Raw genomic sequence first — 20479 nt, 5'->3', positions numbered from 1 at the left:
TGGCAGCGTCACCGGAATTCTGTCGCCGCGAGCGGGCGCGCCGCATCGGCCGCGCGACCGGATCGGCGTACTCCGGAGGACGGAAGTTTCCGCGCCCGGCGGTCCTCCTTACCGCCGATGACGACGGCCCGGCTCATCCGCTAGGAGTACGCGCGGCTTTACCCGGACGACCCGGCCACCTCGCGCAACGGACACCCCGGGCTCAGCGCTGCGCCGAGGCCGGGTCGATGAGAACCGCACGGGCGTAAAGGAGTTGGAAGCCCAGCCGCTGCACGTTCTGCTGCGACTTCGAGCCGGGCAGCGTGGTGACCACCGCGAGGTCGCAGCCCGCGGCGGCCGCGGCAGCCAATCGGGTCGACAGCAGCGAGGCCTGCACGCCGCGCCGCCGGAACTCGGGCAGGGTCGCGGCACCGCAGAGTTGGGCGACGCCCTCGTGCAGGCGCAGGCTCGCGGCGCCGGCCGCGGCGCCGTCGAGCCACGCGATCGAACCGGAAAAGCCGCTCGCCCCCGCCATGTCGCGCATCGCGTTCGCGAGCACCTCGCGCGGGAACGCTTCGTCGGAGCCCACGCCCTGGGTATCCGGCGCGGCGAACCCGTCGATGAAGATATCCAGCCAGCGATCGAATTCGCCGGGCCCGACCGCGCGCACCTCGACGCCCGCGGCCGGTTGCGCCGCCCGCCCGGGGGCGAGCGGCAGGCCGAGCACATTCTCGAAGCCGGTCAGCACATAGCCGCGCCGGGTGAGGCGGTCAACGACACCGGGATCGGCCAGGGTCGACACCTCGAACTGCACCGGCGCGCCGCGTTCGGCGTAAGCCCTTTCCACCGCCTCGAGCACCTCGTCGTCGAACTCGTCGCCCATGCCGACGCCGACCACCTTGTCCAGCGGTGAATACGCGCCCGCCCACACCGCGAGACCGCTGCCGATCGGTTGCCGCAGCACCCGCTCGCGCGGATCGCGCCGCGCGGCGCCCTGCGCACCCTCGGCCATCAACGACCGCTCGGCGCGCTCGATGCGGGTGGCGAGGTCGATCCCGGCGAACAGACTCAGGTCGTTGGACATGGCTGCATTCCTACCAGCACCGAGTTCGGGGGCGCGCCCGCTTTTTTCGCGACCGGCGCAATCGCGGTGGCGGCCCTGGAATTCCGTTGCCAAAATGCAGCCTTCCTCGTGTGGCGACGCGCCCGGGCTGGCGCAAGGATGTTGGTGTTCAACACGTTTCGCCCCACGAGGAGCTCTTTCAGTGTCCCAGATCAATCTCGAATTAGTCACCCAGGTGTACCACGCGTTCGGCGCGCGCGACTTTTCGGTCATCGAGCGACTTTTCGACCCCGATATCGAGATCAAGGAGGCCGCACAGTTGCCGTGGGGCGGACGGCATGTCGGGCACGAAGGCGCCAATACGTATTTCGGGACGATGCTGGCGCACATCGACGCGAATGTGGTGCCGCAGAGCATCTTCGCGGCGGGTGACGACGTGGTCATGATGGGCCGCGGGGTCGGCACGACCACCGGCGGCGACGTCGCCTTCGACGTCCCCAACATCCATGTCTGGCACCTGCGGGAGGGCCGCGTCGTCGGCTTCGACAACTACGTCGACACCCCGGCCATGCTGGCCGCGCTCGACGGCGCGGCGCACCCCAACTAGATCGCGCGCCGCGATCGACCCGCCCCGGGCTGTACCACCCGACTCGGCCCGGGCAGCGCACTCCCGTTGATCCGGGAGTACCCCACCGGCCGGCGGTTCTTCGAGAAACCGTCGGCCGGTTCGCGTTTCACGCTAAGGCAACGGCAGCGGCGGCGCGGCGGGAAAGGTGACCGGCAACGCGGTCACCGCGCGGTGGAACGGCCCAGGCCGCCAGATCAGCTCGCTCGGCGCGACCGCGAGGCCGATCTCGGGCAGCGCGTCCAGGAGTTGATCGATCGCATCCTGCGCGATGAGATAGGCCAGCGAGCTGGCCGGGCACACATGCGGTCCGGTGCCCCAGGCCAGATGAGATCGGTTGCCCGCGTACTGATTCGCGGCGATCGCAGGATCGGTGTTGCAGGCCGCCATGCTGATCACCACCGGTTGGTGCGCGGGCAACCAGATGTCGTCGATCAGGATCGGCTGCCGCGGAAAACTGATGCAGAAGTTCGCCATCGGGGGATCGTTGAACAGCACCTCGTCCAGCGCGTCGCGGGTGGACAGGCTGCCGCCGAGCACGCTACCGCCGAATCGCTCGTCGGTGAGTATCAGCAGCAGGGTGTTGACGATCAGATTCTGCTGCGGCTCGATACCCGCGCCGTACAGCGTCGCCAGCTGGTGCACCATTTCCGTATCGGTCAGCTCGGCGGGATGCTGCAACATCCGGGTGGTCACGTCGTCGCCGGGCGCGGTCCGCTTGCGCTGCGCCAATTCCAGCAGCGCGGCGACGAGCATCTTGTTTCCCCGGTCGGCGTCGACCCCTTCGAAGATCGCGGCCATTCCGGTCGCGGCCTGCTGCGCGATTTCGGCTGGACAGCCGAGCAGCGCGTTCAATACCGCGAAGGCGAGCGGAAAAGCATACTGGCGCACCAGGTCCGCCGATCCATCCGCGCAGAACGCGTTGATCAGCGGTATCGCGATCTCGGCCACCGTGTCGTGCAGACCGTATTGGTCGACCTTGTCCAGGCCCGCCGTGTTCACCTGGCGATAGCGCGCGTGCTCGGCGCCCGCGCTGCGCAACGCATTCGGGCGCCACTGCATCATCGGCAATACCGGGCAATCGGACGGAATGTTCTGCTGCCAGGCCCGCGGGTCGGCCGGAAAATGGTCCGGGTCGTTGAAGATTCGTACCGCGGTGTAATACCCGATCACCAAGGTGGCGGGTACGCCCGCCGCCAGATCCACCGGCACCAGCGATCCGTACTGCGCGCGCATCCGCCGATAGGCGCCGTGCGGATCCGCAGCGAACTCCGGTGAATACAACGAGACCCGGGGGCCGTCGGTGTCGATGGGGGAACCGTGCGGGGCTTGACCGGCCCGGCTGTCTGCGGCGGGTGGGGGCATCGTCATTGCGGAGACTCCAGGCGTTCGTACTACAAGCCTCGTGAGAGTAGGCAGCAAACTGTCCGCGCGTATCGGAAATCGCCGACAAACCACCGCTCGAAGCGTGAATCCGTTCCGGGCAGAAAGACATTGACGCACCGCCGCCGGAAACATTTCGCCCGCCACTCCGGCCGACATGTTTGCCACCGCCGCACCGCAATGGTTCTATTGGCCCGCGCCGAATGGTTTGTGGCCCGACATCTGATGACGGACTTGGCATCGAGGCAGCCGATCTGCTGAGCAGACCTGTTGTATCGGCGAAAGGAACCGTGCCTCGATGGCTGCCCGTCGGTGTCGCTGGGGTGTTGTCGCACTTGCCGTGGCCGTCGCGGTGCTGCCCGCCACCGCACCCGCGGCCGCCGACACCGGCGCGGACTGGACCACACCGCCCACCGGCGCGAACGACTGGACCTGCGTGCCCGCGGCGGCCTACCCGCAACCCGTGCTGCTGGTGCATGGCACGTGGGACAACCAGAGCGCCTGGGACACCCTCGCCCCGCAGCTGAAAGCGCATGGCGTGTGCGTGTTCTCGCTCAATTACGGGCACGCGCCCACCAGCATGCGCGGCGCGGTGCCCGGCGTGTTCGGCACCGCCGATATTCGCACCTCGGCCAAGGAGTTCGCCGCGTTCGTCGCCCGGGTCCGCGGCGCCACGGGCGCGGCGCGGGTGGATATCGTCGCCCATTCACAGGGTGGCCCGCTCGCGCGGCAATATCTGCGCTTCGAAGGCGGCGCGGACCGTGCCGACCCCGCCCGGAACAAGGTCGACCATCTCGTCACCATCGCCGCCACCCATCACGGCACCACCGCCGACGGGCTCGGCTATCTACTACCCACCGGCAGCGCCTCCGTGATGTCGGACGGCATGATCGCCCGGGTGCTCGGCACCGCCGCCGCCCAGCAGCTGGCGAGCAGCGAATTCCTGCGCACGCTGAACGCCGCGGGCGACACCGAACCCGGCATCCACTACACCGCGATCGCCACTCGGGTCGACCACGTGGTCACCCCGCCGGAAGCGACCTTCCTGCGCGCCGGCGTCGGCGCCACCGTCGACAATGTCTGGGTGCAGGACGTGTGTCCCACCGACACCTATCACCACGGCATCCTGCCGAACTCGCCCGCCGTCGCCTATTTGGTGCACAAAGCGCTCGGACTGCCGTATTCCGACGACCCGTGCCCGGCCGAACAACCGGAATAGCACAATTCCGATCCCCCCGATCCGAGGGGCGAAAACCAGACCGAGAACCCGGTTCGAACAGGCGAAACACCGTATGGACACGCCGAGAGCGGCGCGCGCATCATGATGCTACGTCCGGTGCCGTTTGTCGGGGGAACGTCAAAGGAAACCCGCACGGATTGGAAAGACCCATGTTTATCAAGAAATTGGTGGCGACCGCAGTATTCGCCATCGCGGCCACCGGAATCACCATGGCGACGGCCCACGGCGAAGCGGAATTGGCCGATATCAGCGTCAGCGCGGTGGACGGCCCGATCGGCTATACGACGACACTCGCCGCCGATCATTCCTCCGCCACGGTCACCCTGGCGTCGGGCCGGTTCGTCCTGACGCCGGACGCGGTTCAGGTGCTCGCCGACGACGGCGCCGTGGTCGGCGCGATTCCGACGACCTTGCGCGTGGAGGCGGGCCGAACCCTTTCCGTCACACCGGCTTTGGCCAGTGACACCACGTTGACTCTGACCCCGGTGGGCGGGCCTGCCCCGGTCGCGGCCAGCTCTCAGGATCTGCCGTTCATGCACACCGTCGGCGGCGGTGGCGCCATCCTGGCCGGCGCGGTGGTCGGCTGCGTGGTCGGCATCCTGATCGGGATCTGGTTCTTCCTGGTCGGCGCGATCATCGGCTGCGCCATCGGTGCCGCCATCGGCGGTTTCATCGGCGCCGTGTCGTAGCCGTTCCCTGGTCCCCACCCGCAGTCGGGTCCGGTAGTCCCGGACCCGACTGCGCTACACGCAGTATTCGCAGGCGCCACTGGCCGGCAGCTGGATGAAGCACTGCGCGCAGACCGCCGGACGCGTCGGCTGCGGCTTGACCTCTGTCTGCACGGCGGTGCTCACCGAACGACGGCCCGCCACCTTCGGCGTGAGCGGCGGCACGCCCATCTCCGCGGGCATCGCCGCGCCGTGGAATTCGTAACACTGCCACCGGGCGTACGCGGCGTGCGTCTCCAGATCGTTCGGGATCGGCAGGCCCGCGAGTTCGAGCACGTACTTGTAGGTGTCGCCGACGGTGTGATTGCGGCGCACGCACAGCGCGGTGAGCGGCGGCTCGCCCGCCTTGTGGCAGCGCCGGGCGATCTTGCGCAGGATCGCGTCCATCCAGGTGCGGGTCGGGGCCGCGGTGTGCACCCCGGACGCCTCCTGCACCCGCTCGGCCAATTCGTTCACGGTGATGAAATGTCCATACCCCGTAGCGATTTCGGAAAGTTCCGCGTGCGCGGCCAAGGCCCACGCCACTGTCGCCTCCCGCAACGACACTGCTGTGCCGTCACCCGCCCGCCATGCTCCCGCCGTCGTGGGTACCGAATTTCTGATCACCGGACCAAGTTATCGCGCCGCCCCCGGAACCGACGAATGACCTGGCAGCGCGTTGCGCACGAAGTCGGCGAGCGCGTGCCCGGCGACCGCGCCGATATCGTCCGCGTCGATGAACGCCACCCGGCCCGCGCCGGTGGCCGTGACGATCTCCCCGGCACGCACGCCCAGCGCGACACTGTGGTCACCGGTGAAGTTCTGCATGAACCAGGACGGACGCAGCACCGTCCACTCCGCCGCGGTGTCGCGTACCAGCCCGTAGAGCGCACCCAACCCGGCCGGACCGGCGGGCACGGCGGACGAGCCGAGCAGCACCACCCGCTGGACCCCCCGCGCACAGCGGTTTTCAAGAACGGCTCGACCAGCGGCAGCGGTTCGTTCACGCGGACCTGAACATCGAACTCGCGCTCGACGTCGTCGCCGCGCCGCTCTACTGGCGATTGTCGGTCCGCAGCGCCCCGATCGAATCGGATTACCTCGACACCCTGACCGACCTGCTGTTGCGTGCCCTGGGCGCCGCGACCTGAATTACACCTCGACGCGGGAGCCCATGATCACGGTGCGCTCGCCGGGCAGGCCGAAATACTCCGCGGCGTCGGCGGTGATGTAGGACGTGGCGATGAACAGATGCTTGCGCCAGGTCGCCATGGTCGGCGCCGGGCCGCGTTTCAGCTCGATCTTCGACAGGAAGTACGAGGCCCCGTCGACCGAGAGCTGCCCCTCGGTGGACGCGGGGTCGAGCAGCCGCAGGGTGTGCGGGATGTTCGGCGTCTCCATATAGCCGAAACGCGCTGTCACATGGATGATTCCGTCATCGCCGTAGCCCAGCGCGTCTACCTCGGTTCGCGCGGCGTCCGGGACGCGCGGCACCGGCTCGGTCTCGATCGAGAGGATCACCACGTGCTCGTGCAGCACGTGGTTGTGTTCGACATTGGCGCGCATCGCCAGCGGCGTGGTCTGCTTGCCGCGGTTCAAGAACACCGCGGTGCCCGGGACGCGGCGCAGCGGCGGGCGCCGATCGCGCAGCTCCTCGATGAAGGCGCGCAGCGAACCCTCCTTCTCCTCGCGCGCCCGGGTGACGACCACCCGTCCGCGCGCCCAGGTGGTCATCACCGTGAACGCGGTGAGCGCGATCAACAGCGGCAACCACGCACCGTGCACCAGCTTGGTCAGGTTCGCCGCGAAGAACATCAGGTCGACCAGCAGCAGCGGGACGGCGCCGAACAGCACGAGCCACAGCGGGGCCTGCCATTTCACCCGCACCATGTAGAAGAACAGCAGCGTCGCGATTGTGATCGTCCCGGTCACCGCCATCCCGAACGCGTAGGCCAGCGCGGCCGAACTGCGGAACGCCAGCACCAGGGTGATCACCGAAACCATCAGGACCCAATTGATCCACGGCACATAGATCTGCCCGATGGTCGACTCCGAGGTGTGCGTCACCCGCAGCCGCGGCAGATAGCCGAGCTGCGCCGCCTGCGACGCCACCGAATAGGCGCCGGTGATCACCGCCTGCGAGGCGATCACCGTCGCCGCCGTCGCGATCAGCACCATCGGCAGCCGCGCCCAGCCCGGTGCCAGCAGAAAGAACGGGCTGCCCACCGCGGTCTCGTCGCCGAGCAGCAGCGCGCCCTGCCCGAGGTAACTCAGCGTGCACGCGGGCAGCACCAGACCGAGCCAGCCGTGCGTGATCGCCTTGCGGCCGAAATGGCCCATATCCGCGTACAGCGCCTCCGCGCCGGTGACCGCCAGCACCACCGCCGCCAAGGCGAAGAACGCGATGCCGAAGTGCCCGGCCATGAAGCCCAGCGCGTAGGTCGGCGACAACGCCTTCAGGATTTCCGGATGCCCGGCGATGCCGCCGATACCGCAGGCGCCGATCGCGCCGAACCAGACGATCATCACCGGCCCGAACAGCCGGCCGACCGCGGCGGTGCCGCGGCGCTGCACCGCGAACAGCACCACGATGATCACCACCGTGGTCGGCACGACCAGCTCCGCCAGTTCCGGCTGGACCACCTTCACGCCTTCCACGGCGGACAGCACCGAGATCGCCGGGGTGATCATGCTGTCGCCGAAAAACAGTGCGGCACCGAAGATGCCGACCGCGGCCAGGACGGCGGTGCCGCGGCTGCGGGCACCGCCCATCCGGCGCAGCAGCGTGATCAGCGCCATGATCCCGCCCTCGCCGTCGTTGTCGACGCGCAGGATCAGCGTCACGTAGGTGAGCGTGACGATCAGCATCACCGACCAGAAGATCAGCGACACGATGCCGTAGACGTTGTCCGGGCTGAGCGGCACCGGATGCGGGTCGCCGGGATCGAACACGGTCTGCAGCGTGTAGATCGGGCTGGTGCCGATATCGCCGAACACGACGCCGAGCGCGCCGACCACCACCGCGAGCCGAGTGGTGGGCAGCCGCTGCGGCGGAAGGGTCTGCACTGCACCTGGTGACTCGGTGGTCATGGCCTGCTCCTCGTTGCGGTAACCCCTATCGTCGCGCGCGGGGCCGCGTCGGCGCGGTACCGACGCGATGATCACACCGCATCCGCGCGAAAACAGGCCAGGGTCGGACCTCTTCGCTCGAGTTGCCCGCTACCTCCGGTATCGGCGTCTGTTCCGGTGCGCCACTGCCCGAAACGGTCCGGCTGTGTGCGTGGGTCGCCGCGCCGAATGCGCTTGTCCGCCATGGCAGAACGCACTACCGTGCCGATGTGGACCTCTTCTCCCGCACATGGACGGCGTTGCGCTCGGCGGTGGCCGAGCTCCGAGACGAAGACTTCGCCCGGCCCTCCGGCTGCACCGGGTGGTTGGTGCGAGACCTGGTGTGCCACTTGATCATCGATGCACAGGATGTGCTGATCACCTTGGTGACGCCCGCCGACGGTGAGCCGACCCGCGACGCAGTGACCTACTGGGCCGTCGCCGAGACTCCGCCGACCGGAGACGACCCGCTCGACGCGCTGATCGTCCGGTTGGCCGCCGCCTACGAGAAGCCGCAGCTGCTCTGGCTGCACCTCGACGACGTCGGCTCCGCCGCAGGCCGCGCCGCCGACCTCGCCGACCCGAAACAGCTGATCAGCACCCAGGGCCAGGTCCTCACCACCGGCGACTATCTCGGCGCGTACGTCCTCGAATGGACCCTGCACCACCTCGACCTCATCGCCGACCTCCCGGACGCGACACCACCACCCGCGGAAGGACTCGCCCGCACCCGCGACATGCTCGAGCAGATCGCCGGCACGGCCTTCCCCGAGTCGTTCACCGATACCGACGCGCTCCTCGTCGGCACCGGACGTCGCGCCGCGACCGAGGCGGAGCAGGCCGAACTCGGCGAGCTGGCCGCGAAGCTCCCCCTCGTCCTCGGGTAGCCGATTGCGGTAGAACAGCTTTCAGTACTGGTAGCTCGGGTAGTCGATGTATCCGGCATCGGTGTTCGTGTACCAGGTGTCGCGGTCGTGGGCGCGTATCGGCACGCCGGTCCGGAAGCGTTCCACCAGATCGGGATTGGCGATGTAGGCGCGGCCGTAACCGATCAGATCCGCGCCCTGGGCAAGCCAGTGCTCGCCCGCGGCGCGATCCGAGGGACTCGGCGCGATCTGCCCGCCCGGATTGAGAATGAACGCTTTCGGCCAGGCCTTGCGCAGCTCGATCAGCAACTGCTCGTCCACGGTGGCCAGCACGTCGATGAAGGCCAGATCGAGGCGGGCGAGCTCGGTGAGCAACGCGCCGTACAGCTCCGGCACATCGTCTTCGACCATGTCCCAGACCGTGCCGCCCGGCGAAAGGCGGATGCCGACCCGGTCCGCACCGACGGCGTCCACCGTCGCGGCCACCGCCTCGACGGCGAATCGGATTCGGCCGCTGATGGATCCGCCGTAGGCATCGGTGCGCTGGTTAGCGTTCGAAGACAGGAACTGCTGGATCAGATAGCCGTTCGCGCCGTGCAACTCGACGCCGTCGAATCCGGCGTCGATCGCGCGCCGGGCGGCGTCCGCGTAAACCTGTACCTCGCCGGGTATTTCGGCGAGCGACAGCGCCCGCGGCGATGCGGCGGGCTGCATTCCGCTCGGGGTGAACACGTCGGCGCGCAGCCGGACCGCCGACGGCCCGACCGGCTGGTACCCCGAGGTGTCAGGGTGTCCGACCCGGCCGCCGTGCATGAGCTGGGCGAAGATGCGGCCGCCGTTGGCGTGCACGGCCTCGGTCACCGGCCGCCACGACGCGGCCTGCGCATCGGTGATCAGGGCCGGGACACCCGGATTCGACTGCCCCTGCCGGCTGGGCGGAATCCCCTCCGAGACGATCAGCCCCGCGGTGGCCCGCTGGGCGTAGTAGATCGCGTTCGAGGCGATCGCCGAGCCGTCCGTGCCGCCCCGCATGCGCGACATCGGCGCCATCACCACCCGATTGGGCAACCGCAGATTGCCGAGCTGAAAACTATCGAACAAGCTGGTCACAGTCATTTCCTTTGCGCTGGTGGCGGTTTCGAACTCCGCCCTCTACGCTAAAAGCTGACGTTGACGTCAGAGGCAAGTCGCCGTGAGGCAGATCACCAGGAGTGGGCATGCGGATCGGCGAACTCGCCGCCAGAACCGGGGTCAGCGTGCGCGCGCTGCGCTACTACGAGGAGCACCGGCTGCTCGCCGCCGAACGCACCCCCAGCGGACAGCGCGTCTACGCCGAGGCCGCGGTCCGTCGCGTCGACATGATCCAACGGCTCTACGGCGCGGGACTGTCGAGCAAGTCCATTCTGTACATCCTGCCGTGCATGGCAACGGGTGAGTCGACCCCGGAGCTGGTCGAGCACCTCGTGGCCGAACGCGATCGGATCGAGCGGCAGATCGCCGACCTGCAGCACACCCGCGACGAACTCGACCTGGTCATCGAAAACGCAGCGGACGCCGCGAGCGGCGGCGTCCGCTGCACCCCTCAGTAGTCACCCTCAGTGCTCGTGGCTGAACGCCGCGTCGAACGCGACGGTCGGCGGAGTGACCGCGTTGTAGCCGCGAATGAAGGCCAGGGCTTCGGGCGCGCCCGCCAACCGGTCCATGCCCGCGTCTTCCCACTCGATCGAGATCGGTCCGTCGTAACCGATCGCGTTGAGCGCGCGGAAGCAGTCCTCCCACGGCACGTCACCGCGGCCGGTGGACACGAAATCCCAGCCGCGCCGCAGATCGCCCCAGGGCAGGTGCGAGGACAGGCGACCGCGGCGGCCGTCACCGCAGCGCAGCTTGGTGTCCTTGCAGTCGACGTGATAGATCCGGTCGGCGAAATCGAGAATGAACGTGACCGGATCGAGGTCCTGCCAGAGGAAATGCGAAGGGTCCCAGTTCAATCCGAAAGCGGGGCGGTTGCTGACGGCGGCCAGTGCCCGCGAAGTGGTCCAGTAGTCGTAGGCGATCTCGCTCGGATGCACCTCGTGCGCGAAGCGGACACCTTCGGTGTCGAACACGTCGAGGATCGGATTCCAGCGATCCGCGAAATCCTGGTAGCCGCGCTCGACGGTCTCCTGCGACACCGGCGGGAACATCGCCACCGTGTGCCAGATGCTGGAGCCGGTAAAACCGACCACCGTGCGCACCCCGAGTTGCGCTGCCGCCCTTGCGGTATCGGCCAGCTCCGCGGCGGCCCGGCGGCGCACGCCTTCCGGTTCGCCGTCACCCCAGACCCGGGCGGGGACGATCGCGCGATGCCGCTCATCGATCGGATGATCACACACCGCCTGCCCGACCAGGTGATTGGACAACGCGAAGACCTGCAGTCCGTGGCGTTCCAGCGTCTTGCGCTTCTCCGCAACGTAGTTCGGCTCGGCCAGCGCCCGGTCCACTTCGAAATGATCGCCGGAACAGGCGATTTCGAGCCCGTCGTAACCCCAGCCCGCGGCCAGCACGCAGACTTCCTCGAACGGCAGATCAGCCCACTGGCCGGTGAACAGCGTGACAGGTCTCATGGTTGCGCTCCTCCGATAGCAGTCCAGCGGCCCGCGTCGGCCGCGCTCGCCTCGACCGCCGCCAGTACCCGCTGCACGGCCAGACCGTCGGCGAAGCTGGGTTCGGGGTCTTTGCCCGCCGCAATCGCGACGACCAGATCGGCGACCTCGTTGGTGAAGGTGTGGTCGTAGCCCAGCCCGTGCCCCGGCGGCCACCAGGCCCCGGCATAGGGATGGCGGGGTTCGGTCACCAGGATGCGCCGGAAGCCGGCCAGCTCCGGCTCTTCGGTGTGATCGTGGAACCACAGCTCGTTCATCGATTCCAGATCGAAGACCAGACTGCCGCGAGTTCCGTTGAGCTCCAGGCGTAATGCGTTCTTGCGACCGGCGGCCATCCGGGTGGCCTCGAACGAGGCGAGCCCGCCGCCGGAAAGCCGCCCCAGGAACAGTGCCGCGTCGTCGACGGTGACCGGTCCACTGCCCGGCCGATCCGGCAGCGGGCGTTCGGTGACGAAGGTGTCCAGCAGCGCGCAGACACCGGTCAGCGTCTCCCCCGTGACGAACCGGGTGGCGTCGATGATGTGCGCGCCGATATCCCCGAGCGCGCCCGACCCGGCACGGGTGCGCTCGAGCCGCCAGCTCAGCGGCGCCGCCGGATCGGCGAGCCAGTCCTGGAGATACTGCGCCCGCACGTGCCGGATAGTGCCGATCCGCCCCTGCGCCACCAGGTTTCGAGCCAGCGCCAGCGCGGGCACCCGGCGATAGCTGAAACCGACCATCGAACGGACGCCGTTGCGGGCGGCCGCTTCGGCCGCGGCGGCCATCGCCTCGGCTTCGGCGACCGTGTTCGCGAGCGGCTTTTCGCAGAGCACGTGTTTGCCCGCGTCCAGTGCGGCGATGGCGATCTCGGCATGGCTGTCACCCGGCGTGCAGATATCGATGAGGTCGACGTCGTCCCGCTCCAGCAGTTGCCGCCAATCCCCCACGGCGTGCGCCCAGCCGAGCTGCTCGGCGGCGGCCGCGGCGCGGGCGGCATCGCGTCCTGCCAGCACCGAAAGCGCCGGTCGCAGTGGCAGTTCGAAGAACGCGTCCGCACTGCGCCAGGCGTGCGAGTGCGCGCGGCCCATGAAGGCGTGGCCGACCAGGCCGATGCTTAGGTTGCGTCGCTGTGTCGAAGTCGGGCGCTGTGTCGAAGTCATCGGGCTCCGTTCGATTGCGGCGTCAGTAGCCGTTGGCCAGGTACTGGTCCACGTTGTCCTTGGTGACCACCGCGGAGTAGGTCGTGATCTTCGCGGGCACATCGTGTTCGGCGAGATCGCCGAGCGCCTTGCGCTGCCCGAGCAACCGCGCCAGCGTGACCGCCGAGGAGGCCATGGCCGGGCTGTAGAGCACCGTCGCCTGCAACGGGGAGCTCCCGGTCTGGATCTCCTTCATCGCCTGCGTCGAACCGCCGCCGCCGACCATCACGAATTCGCCCGCGCGGTCGGCCTGCTTGATCGCGGCCAGCACGCCGATGCCCTGGTCGTCGTCGTGGTTCCACATCGCGTCGATCTTCTTCACCGCCTGCAACATCTGGCTGGCCACCTGCTGCCCACCGGAGGCCGTGAAATCGGTGGATTGCCTTGCGGCGATGCGGAATCCGGCCGCGCTGAGCGCATCGCGGAAACCGTGGCTGCGCTCCTGGGTCAGTTGCAGGTTGTCGATACCCGCCACCTCGACGATCACTGGATCGGCGATCTTCGCCTCGCGCATCTTGCCGACGATGAAATTGCCCGCGTTGATGCCCATTCCGTAGTTGTCGCCACCGATCCAGGTGCGATAGGCCAGCGCGGAGGCGAAGACGCGGTCCAGGTTGATCACCGGGATACCGGCCGCCATCGCGCTTTTCGCGATCTCGGTGAGCGCGTTGCCGTCGAACGGCAAAATCACCAGGACATCGGCCTTTTGGTTGATCAGGGTCTGTACCTGCTCGATCTGCCTGGCCACGTCGTTGGTGCCCTCGGTGACGTTCAGCGTCACGTCGCTGAGACCCTCGGCTTGCGCGCGAGCGTTGCGGGTGATCGCCGCCGTCCAGCCGTGATCGGCGGCCGGCGCGGAAAAGCCGACCTTGACCTGTTTTCCGGCGTCCGCGTTCGCGCCGGTGTTGCCGGCTACCTGGGTATTGGACGAGGTGTCGTTGCCGGTGCAGGCCGCCACGAGGACACCGGCGCCGGCGGCCAAACCGGTCAGCAGGACACCGCGGCGGGGCAGAGAATGGGTGGTACTCATCGTATTCCTTTGTGCGTGAACGGAGATCAGGTGAGAGTGGGGACGGCCCGCGCACGGCCGAAGCGCTGGAACAGCAGAACGGCGACGATGATCGCGCCCTTGCCGATCGCTTGGATCGGTTGCTCCAGGTTGTTGAGGATGAACAGGTCCTCGATGACGGTGAACACGAGCACCCCCAGGATCGAACCCGTGACGGTGCCGAAGCCGCCGCTCAGCAGCGTGCCGCCGATGACCACCGCGGCGATCGCGTCCAGCTCGTAGAGTTGGCCGTTCGTACTGGCGCCCGTCGTGGTCTGGGCGGTGAGCATGATCGCGGCGATACCGCAGCAGACCCCGGAGATGGTGTAGAGCAGCAGGGTGTGCCTGCGGACATCGATGCCCGCCAGCCTGGCCGCCTCCGGATTACCGCCGACCGCGAAGCTGCGTCGCCCGAAGGTGGTGCGCTCCAACAGGATCCAGCCGACAACCACAACTACCAGGAATAGGTAGACCAGCAGCGGAATGCCGAGCACCCGGTTCTGCGCCAGGGCGAGCAGGTCGGTGGTGACCAGCTGGGATTGCCGCCCCGAGAGCTGTTCGGCCAGGCCGCGCGCGGCCACCATCATCGCCAGCGTGACGATGAACGGCACCAGCCTGCCGTAGGCGATCAACGCGCCGTTCAGCAGACCGCAGCAGGCCCCGACCACCAGTGCGCTGAACACCATTCCGGCGACGCCGTAGGACTGGGTCGCGGTGGTGGTGCACCACACCGAGGCCAGCGCGATGATCGCGCCGACCGACAGGTCTATGCCGCCACCGATGATCACGAAGGTCATCCCGACGGTCACGACGCCGATCACGGACGCCAGGGTCAGGATGGTGATCATGTTGCTGGCGCTGAGGAAATCCTCGCCCTTGGTCAGCGCGCCGACCCCGAGCAGCGCCAGCAGCGCGAGCACCAGGGTCGCGTGCTTGCGAATCTCGCTGCGCACCTTGGCGAGCACGCTGGTCTCGGCTCGGGAACCGTTGGAGGCCGGGGACTTTTCCGGTACCGCACGCACAGTCGGTTCCGTCGTACGCGGTGCCCGTGGTAACGCACTCACAAGGCACTCCCTTCCATGATCATGGCGATGGTGTCGTGTTCGGTCAGCTCGGCCGCGGGCGCCGCGTGGATCATCGCGCCGTCGCGCAGCACCAGCACCCGATCGGAAAGCCCGAGCAGTTCCGGCAGATCGCTGGAGACGAGCAGCACCGCGACGCCCTGGTCGGCCAGCCGGTGGATCTGCGCGTACACGTCGGCGCGTGCACCCACGTCGACGCCGCGGGTCGGTTCGTCCAGCAGAAGCACCCGGCAGTCGTCGAGCAGCCACCGGGCCAGGATCGCCTTCTGCTGATTGCCGCCGGACAGTTCCCGGACCGGATGCGCCGGATCGGACGGGCGGATGCCGACGCGCCCCAGTGCCGCACCGGCGTCGGCGCGTTCCCGGCGCCGGTCGAACCAGCCGAAGCGGGAGAAGCGCGGCAGTGAGGCGGCGGAAATGTTGCGGCCCACCGATTCCAGCAGGAACAGCGCCTGCGATTTGCGCTCCTCGGGCGCCAGTCCGAGACCGGCCGCCACCGCCGCGGTGGTGCTGCCCGGCCTGATGCGGTGACCGTCGACCAGGATCTGCCCGGACGACGGCCGGCGCGCACCGTAGATCGTCTCCAGGATTTCCGAGCGGCCCGCGCCGACCAGGCCTGCGAGACCGACGATTTCGCCCGCGTGCACCGTGAACGACACGTCGTGGAAACGACCGGACAGCCCGAGTCCGGTCACCCGCAGCACTTCCGGGGCCGCGGCGGCAGGTGCGACCCGTGGGGCCTGCAACTCCAGATTGCCTCGTCCGGTCATCAGCGAGACCACCTGCTCGGTGCCGGTGGTGCGCGCGGGCAGTCCGGCGGCGACGGTGCGGCCGTCCTTCAGCACCGTGATCCGGTCGCCGATCGTCCGGATCTCGTCCAGTCGATGCGAGATATACACCACCGCAACACCTTCGGCGCGAAGCTGCGCGATGATGCGGAACAGGTTGGCCACTTCGTCGTTGCCGAGGGCCGCCGACGGTTCGTCCATCACGATCAGGCGCGCGTCGTACGAGAGCGCCCGTGCGATGCTCACCACCTGCTTGGCCGCGGCGGGCAAGGTACCGACCGCGGTGTCCGGGTGCAGCTCGGCATGTCCTAGGCGACCGAGCAATTCGGTGGTGGCCCGGGCCGCGGGAGCGCGGCGGGTGAAGCCGCCGCGTGCGTGTTCATGGCCGAGGAAGATGTTCTCCGCGATGCTGAGCCCGTCGCAGAGATCCAACTCCTGGTAGATCGTCGCGATGCCCAGGCGAGTTGCGGCCGCAGGGCCGGACAGCCGCAAAGGCCTACCGAGCCAATGTAATTCGCCGCCGTCGGGTTGGTGCGCGCCGGACAGCACCTTGATCAGCGTCGACTTCCCGGCCCCGTTCTGGCCGAGCAGGCAGTGCACTTCGCCCGCGCGCACCTCCAGATCGACGTGATCGAGCGCCCGTACACCGGGAAATTCTTTGACGATGCCCCGCATGGTGAGCACGGTGTCCATGGCCGGCCTCCTTGCCGACGCCGCGGATCAGGCGACGCTGAAGACGTGATCGCTGATGAGCCGGGCCGCGCCGATCACGCCGCCGAGCCCGGCGAGTTCGGACAGCACGATCGGCAGATTGCCGGTCGCCAGTGGCAACGAGCGGCGGTAGACCACGCTGCGGATCTCCGCGAGCAGCGGATGCCCGAAACCCGCTATCCCCCCGGCGATCACCACCAGCCCGGGATTGAAGAAGCTGACCAGGCCCGCCAGCACGGTGCCCAGGTGCGCGCCGGCTTCTCGAATCATGGTCACCGCCAACGGGTCTCCCGCGGCGGCGGCATCGGCCAGGTCGATCGCGGTGAGCGTGCCCGCACCAGCCAGACGCTGCGCGAGGAACGGCGACCGACCGGCCCGCGCGGCAGCCAGCGCCTCCCTGGCCAATGCCGCCCCGCCCGCGTAAGCCTCGAGACAGCCGTTGTTGCCGCAGGCGCAGGTCGGTCCGTCGTCACTGATCCGGATATGCCCGATATCGCCCGCGCTGCCGGACACGCCGCGATAGATCCCGCCGTCGACCACGATCCCGCAGCCGATACCGGTGCCGACCTTCACCAGAAGGAAATCGTCCACCGAAGATGCTGAGCCCGCGTGCATTTCGCCGAGGGCGAGAATATTGACGTCGTTGTCCACGAGCACCGGGCAGCCAAGCTCCTGCGCGACCACCTCGCGCACCGGAAAACGGTGCCACCCCGGCATGATCGGCGGCGTCACCGGCATACCGTCCCGGAAACTCACCGGGCCCGGCACGCCGATTCCCGCGCCGTGCAGTCGACCGGCCGCCGCGTGCTCGTCTCGTAGTTTGCCGAGCAGATCCACCGCTCGTTCCAGCACTGCCGCCGGTCCCTGCCGGATATCGCAGGGCTCGGAAAGGTGGCCCAGCACCCGCAATTCGCCGTCGGTCACCACGACATCGATCGAGGTGGCCCCGATATCCACCGCCGCGAACCGCAGGCCGGACGCCAGCCGCGCGATCGCCGAACGGCGGCCACCGCTGGAGTCCGCGAGGCCCCCCGCCTCCACCAGCCCGAGTTCGGCCAGCCGAGCCAGCTCGACCGCGAGCTTCGACCTGGACAGCTCCATCGGCTGCCCGAGATCCGACCGCGACCGCGGCCCGTGATCCCGCAGCAGCCGCAATAGCCGCGCCTGGTGGGCATTTTCGGGTCTCGCCGCGATCCGCATCGTTCCCTCTTTCCGACGGATGCCCGCGATTCAACCCGACTTTGTCGGCCCGTGTAGTCACTTCCGTCAGATTGATACGAACTTTGTCCTGTATCAGGACAAAGTTGGCCGTGGGGTCACGCGTCCGCCGGTCTCGGTGCCTGTTCGGACCGGCGGACGGGGCGACATCACGCAGGGGCGCCGAGCGGCGGATGCTCGAGCACCCGCGGCTGGTACTCGACCAGCTGGATGCGGCCGTCGAAGGTGCGGTGCTCGGTCATCTCGAGGGCGACATCCGGGTAGCCGTCGTAGATGCGTTCCGCACCCGTGGCCCCGGTGATCACCGGGAACATCACGACCCGGAACCGGTCGACGAGTCCGGCGCGCAGCAGGGACCGGCACAGGCTCAAACTGCCGATCGTGCTGAGGATCCCCGACCCACTCGCCTTCATCGCGCGCACCGCCTCGACGGCGTCGTCACGGACCAGCGTGGAATTCGCCCACGTCAACGGGTCTTCGAGGGAAGAGGAGAACACCACCTTGGACGCTTTCGTGAGCTCGTCGACGGACGCCTCTTCCTCCGGCCTGAACTCGTCTTGGCCGTCCGGCACCGCACCGCCGGCAAAACCCGACATCAGCCGATAGGTGTTCGCCCCCATCAAGTAGGTGACCTGCGGCTGCTCACCGAGCCACGCGAGATACTCCGGCCCTTCGAGCCCCCAAAAACCGGGCCAACCCTCCCCCGACGCGTAGCCGTCGAGAGAAGTGATGAAGTCGACGAGAAGCTCCGACATGACGATGTCCTTTCCTAGGGTGTTACCAACTCTGACCGGCCGAGCGGCCCGAACTCATCGGCCGCGCCGCGGGGTTTCGCATCGACTCCGGGTCTACCGCGGAAGTAGGGCCGCTGGCGGCAGCTCGAGGTTCGGCATCGCATACCTTCCAGATGCGGCTCCAGCACGAAAGTACGCGTCGGCAGGTCCGGTTGCGGCGTGAACGGGGCGACGGCGCGAGGCTTGGCGGCGGCGGGAAGTGGGGTCCGGCGTGGGCACGAACATCGGCGACAGCGGAGTCGACCGGGGATCCGGGTGTGGCTCCAGCACGGGCACCGGTGTCGGTGGCGGTTCACATTCCAGGTGCGGCTCCGGGACGCGCGTGGACGTCCGTGCAGCCGTCGGCTCGCGGTCGTGTGGGCGTCAGCTCAGATCTCGGCACGAACCGGGGGCTGAATCGGGATTCGGCGCAGGTGTTGGCGGCGTCAGCTCAGGTTCCGGGCGCGGTTCCGGCATGGGTGAGGGCGTGGACCCGGGGGTTGAGGTGGGGTAGGCGTTGGGGGCGTTCCAGATCAAGTCGCCAGGGGGTGTTGCGCGGCGCACTCGGGCTTGGCGGGACGGCGAAATACCTTGGTGTGTATGGGATTTTCGAGGCGGCGTCGGCGGGCTCGGAACTAGCCTGTGCGTGTAGCCGGGTGGCGGGTTGGGGTGATGCGGGGTGGGGGCGCGCTGCGCGGTTGGGGGTGGGTTGTGGCGTGGTGGAGGGTGTACCGGCCTGGGCCGATCCCGATTCGCCTACCCGCCCCGGTGACCTCGCACTGCCCAGCAGCGGATTGCGCCTCTTCCGCACGCACAGTGCGCGTTTCGGGTGCACCGGACGGCGGCTCCGCTCCCGGCTCGGGACCGGCCATCACGCACAAAAGCCCCGCACCCGAACGGGTGCGAGGCTTTCTCTACCTGCGGAACTCAGATAGCGCGAACGTCCTGGGCCTGGGGGCCCTTCTGTCCCTGACCGACCTCGAACTCCACGCGCTGTCCTTCTTCGAGGGACTTGAAGCCCGAGCCGGAAACAGCGGAGTAGTGCACGAACACGTCAGCGCCGCCACCGTCTTGCGCGATGAAGCCGAAGCCTTTTTCAGCGTTGAACCATTTCACAGTGCCTTGCGTCATTACTTTACTTCACACTTTTCTGTAGATGAGCCGAGCAAATCACTGCGATAAGCCTGGTCTCACCCGACAACCATCGCACGTCTTCCTGAGAAAATCCCAAATTGTGAGCCAGCCAACCCTCGGCGCGGGTCGGCCTGGCGGAAAAACGCCAGGCTGGCCTCGCGAACCGGACCACGGCGGGGCAGGGTGGACCCACCATGACCGACAACGACGATCGCGCGCGGATCAGCAGATGGCGCCACGGTGTCCGGCTGGCGCTGTGTGCCGTTTTCCTGCTCGGATTGTTCTATCTCGTCGCGATCGCACGGGTCGTCGACGTCGCGGGCGTACGCGACGCGATCGGGGCGACGGGGCCGGCCGCGCCGCTGGTCTACGCCGTAGCGGCAGCGCTGCTCGGCGCCATCTTCGTGCCCGGCCCGATCCTGGCCGCCGGAAGTGGTTTTCTGTTCGGCCCCGTGCTCGGCACTTTCGTGACCCTGGGCGCGGTGGTGGGCACGGCCACGGTTTCGAGTTTTCTCGGGCGGCGGGCAGGGCGGGACAGTGCGCGCGGTCTGCTCGGCACGGAGCGGGCCGACCGCATCGACGCCGCGATCGAACGCGGCGGGCTGTGGGCCGTGGTCGGGCAGCGTTTCGTCCCCGGCATTTCCGATGCGCTCGCGTCCTACGTGTTCGGCGCGTTCGGAGTTCCGCTGTGGCAGATGGCAGTCGGCGCGTTCATCGGTTCGGCGCCGCGTGCCTTCGTCTACACCGCGCTCGGCGCGTCCATCGGCGATCTGTCGGCGCCCTTGGCCTACACCGCGATCGCGGTATGGTGCACTGTGGCCGTCCTCGGCGCCTTCGCCGCGCACCGCGGCTTCCACGCCTGGCGGTACCACGGTCGAGTCCGGAAACCCGCACCCGCACAGGACGATACGCACGACCCGCGGCAGAGCTGACG

At 68.3% G+C, this 20479-nt stretch carries 20 protein-coding genes; 6 read left to right on the top strand and 14 right to left on the bottom strand.

Features of this window, described 5'->3' with window-relative positions; genetic code table 11:
* Nucleotides 1-202: 202 nt before the first annotated feature.
* Nucleotides 203-1045 carry a GNAT family N-acetyltransferase gene (locus TY25_RS18135; protein ID WP_042258018.1) on the bottom strand — a complete coding sequence of 281 codons (843 nt, stop codon included), beginning with the start codon at nucleotides 1043-1045 and terminating at the stop codon, nucleotides 203-205.
* Between the two features lie 199 nt (nucleotides 1046-1244).
* Between TY25_RS18135 and TY25_RS18130 the strand changes: the two genes are divergently transcribed.
* A complete protein-coding gene (locus TY25_RS18130; protein ID WP_042257746.1) occupies nucleotides 1245-1649 on the top strand; it encodes a nuclear transport factor 2 family protein in 405 nt (134 codons plus the stop codon).
* A gap of 132 nt (nucleotides 1650-1781) precedes the next feature.
* Here the strand turns inward: TY25_RS18130 and TY25_RS18125 are convergent, their stop codons facing one another.
* Nucleotides 1782-3038, bottom strand: a complete 1257-nt coding sequence (locus tag TY25_RS18125; protein WP_042257745.1) for a cytochrome P450 — start codon at nucleotides 3036-3038, stop codon at nucleotides 1782-1784.
* Nucleotides 3039-3348: 310 nt separating this feature from the next.
* Here TY25_RS18125 and TY25_RS18120 point away from each other — a divergent pair, with 310 nt between their 5' ends.
* Together TY25_RS18120 and TY25_RS18115 are read left to right on the top strand one after the other, a co-directional pair.
* A complete protein-coding gene (locus TY25_RS18120) occupies nucleotides 3349-4269 on the top strand; it encodes an esterase/lipase family protein (RefSeq protein ID WP_042257743.1) in 921 nt (306 codons plus the stop codon).
* 170 nt (nucleotides 4270-4439) lie between these two features.
* A complete protein-coding gene (locus TY25_RS18115; RefSeq protein ID WP_042257741.1) occupies nucleotides 4440-4979 on the top strand; it encodes a DUF8020 domain-containing protein in 540 nt (179 codons plus the stop codon).
* Nucleotides 4980-5033: 54 nt separating this feature from the next.
* Here the strand turns inward: TY25_RS18115 and TY25_RS18110 are convergent, their stop codons facing one another.
* The 3 genes from TY25_RS18110 to TY25_RS18100 all read right to left on the bottom strand — a co-directional run bounded on the left by TY25_RS18110 (nucleotide 5034) and on the right by TY25_RS18100 (nucleotide 8087).
* Nucleotides 5034-5624: a hypothetical protein gene (locus TY25_RS18110; protein ID WP_226887161.1), complete on the bottom strand. Its 591-nt coding sequence runs from the start codon at nucleotides 5622-5624 to the stop codon at nucleotides 5034-5036.
* A 9-nt stretch (nucleotides 5625-5633) separates the two neighbouring features.
* A complete protein-coding gene (locus TY25_RS18105; RefSeq protein WP_052383042.1) occupies nucleotides 5634-5939 on the bottom strand; it encodes a Rossmann-fold NAD(P)-binding domain-containing protein in 306 nt (101 codons plus the stop codon).
* 210 nt (nucleotides 5940-6149) lie between these two features.
* The gene (locus tag TY25_RS18100; RefSeq protein ID WP_042258016.1) at nucleotides 6150-8087 is read right to left on the bottom strand and encodes a potassium transporter Kup; all 1938 of its coding nucleotides are present in this window, start codon (nucleotides 8085-8087) and stop codon (nucleotides 6150-6152) included.
* A gap of 248 nt (nucleotides 8088-8335) precedes the next feature.
* On the opposite strand from TY25_RS18100, the gene TY25_RS18095 reads away from it, so the two are divergent.
* Nucleotides 8336-8992, top strand: a complete 657-nt coding sequence (locus TY25_RS18095) for a maleylpyruvate isomerase N-terminal domain-containing protein (RefSeq protein WP_042257739.1) — start codon at nucleotides 8336-8338, stop codon at nucleotides 8990-8992.
* Between the two features lie 21 nt (nucleotides 8993-9013).
* Here the strand turns inward: TY25_RS18095 and TY25_RS18090 are convergent, their stop codons facing one another.
* Entirely contained in the window at nucleotides 9014-10087 is a 1074-nt protein-coding gene (locus TY25_RS18090; RefSeq protein WP_342448130.1) for an alkene reductase, read from the bottom strand.
* A gap of 101 nt (nucleotides 10088-10188) precedes the next feature.
* Between TY25_RS18090 and TY25_RS18085 the strand changes: the two genes are divergently transcribed.
* A complete protein-coding gene (locus tag TY25_RS18085) occupies nucleotides 10189-10560 on the top strand; it encodes a MerR family transcriptional regulator (RefSeq protein WP_042258013.1) in 372 nt (123 codons plus the stop codon).
* A 6-nt stretch (nucleotides 10561-10566) separates the two neighbouring features.
* On the opposite strand, the gene TY25_RS18080 is transcribed toward TY25_RS18085, so the two are convergent.
* From TY25_RS18080 to TY25_RS18045, 8 genes are all read right to left on the bottom strand, one after another.
* The gene (locus TY25_RS18080; protein WP_042257737.1) at nucleotides 10567-11574 is read right to left on the bottom strand and encodes a sugar phosphate isomerase/epimerase family protein; all 1008 of its coding nucleotides are present in this window, start codon (nucleotides 11572-11574) and stop codon (nucleotides 10567-10569) included.
* Nucleotides 11571-12752 carry a Gfo/Idh/MocA family protein gene (locus TY25_RS18075; protein WP_042257734.1) on the bottom strand — a complete coding sequence of 394 codons (1182 nt, stop codon included), beginning with the start codon at nucleotides 12750-12752 and terminating at the stop codon, nucleotides 11571-11573. The genes TY25_RS18080 and TY25_RS18075 overlap by 4 nt, the downstream gene beginning before the upstream one ends.
* A 22-nt stretch (nucleotides 12753-12774) precedes the next feature.
* Nucleotides 12775-13821, bottom strand: coding sequence for a substrate-binding domain-containing protein (locus TY25_RS18070; protein WP_042257733.1), 1047 nt, complete (start codon nucleotides 13819-13821; stop codon nucleotides 12775-12777).
* A gap of 26 nt (nucleotides 13822-13847) precedes the next feature.
* Nucleotides 13848-14861, bottom strand: coding sequence for an ABC transporter permease (locus tag TY25_RS18065; protein ID WP_081868943.1), 1014 nt, complete (start codon nucleotides 14859-14861; stop codon nucleotides 13848-13850).
* A gap of 38 nt (nucleotides 14862-14899) precedes the next feature.
* Entirely contained in the window at nucleotides 14900-16402 is a 1503-nt protein-coding gene (locus TY25_RS18060; protein WP_042257729.1) for a sugar ABC transporter ATP-binding protein, read from the bottom strand.
* 27 nt (nucleotides 16403-16429) lie between these two features.
* On the bottom strand, nucleotides 16430-17620 hold the full coding sequence (locus TY25_RS18055) for an ROK family transcriptional regulator (protein WP_201773679.1): 1191 nt from the start codon (nucleotides 17618-17620) through the stop codon (nucleotides 16430-16432).
* Between the two features lie 167 nt (nucleotides 17621-17787).
* Nucleotides 17788-18393, bottom strand: coding sequence for a dihydrofolate reductase family protein (locus TY25_RS18050; protein ID WP_042257726.1), 606 nt, complete (start codon nucleotides 18391-18393; stop codon nucleotides 17788-17790).
* Between the two features lie 945 nt (nucleotides 18394-19338).
* Nucleotides 19339-19542, bottom strand: coding sequence for a cold-shock protein (locus TY25_RS18045; protein ID WP_014988265.1), 204 nt, complete (start codon nucleotides 19540-19542; stop codon nucleotides 19339-19341).
* A gap of 197 nt (nucleotides 19543-19739) precedes the next feature.
* On the opposite strand from TY25_RS18045, the gene TY25_RS18040 reads away from it, so the two are divergent.
* Nucleotides 19740-20477, top strand: a complete 738-nt coding sequence (locus TY25_RS18040; RefSeq protein WP_042257724.1) for a TVP38/TMEM64 family protein — start codon at nucleotides 19740-19742, stop codon at nucleotides 20475-20477.
* Nucleotides 20478-20479: the final 2 nt, after the last annotated feature.

The sequence above is a fragment of the Nocardia brasiliensis NBRC 14402 genome (assembly GCF_000308475.2).
Classification (GTDB): domain Bacteria; phylum Actinomycetota; class Actinomycetes; order Mycobacteriales; family Mycobacteriaceae; genus Nocardia; species Nocardia brasiliensis.
The sequence above is the reverse complement of the archived record's forward strand: the minus strand, read 5'-3'. Positions and strand labels throughout refer to the sequence as shown.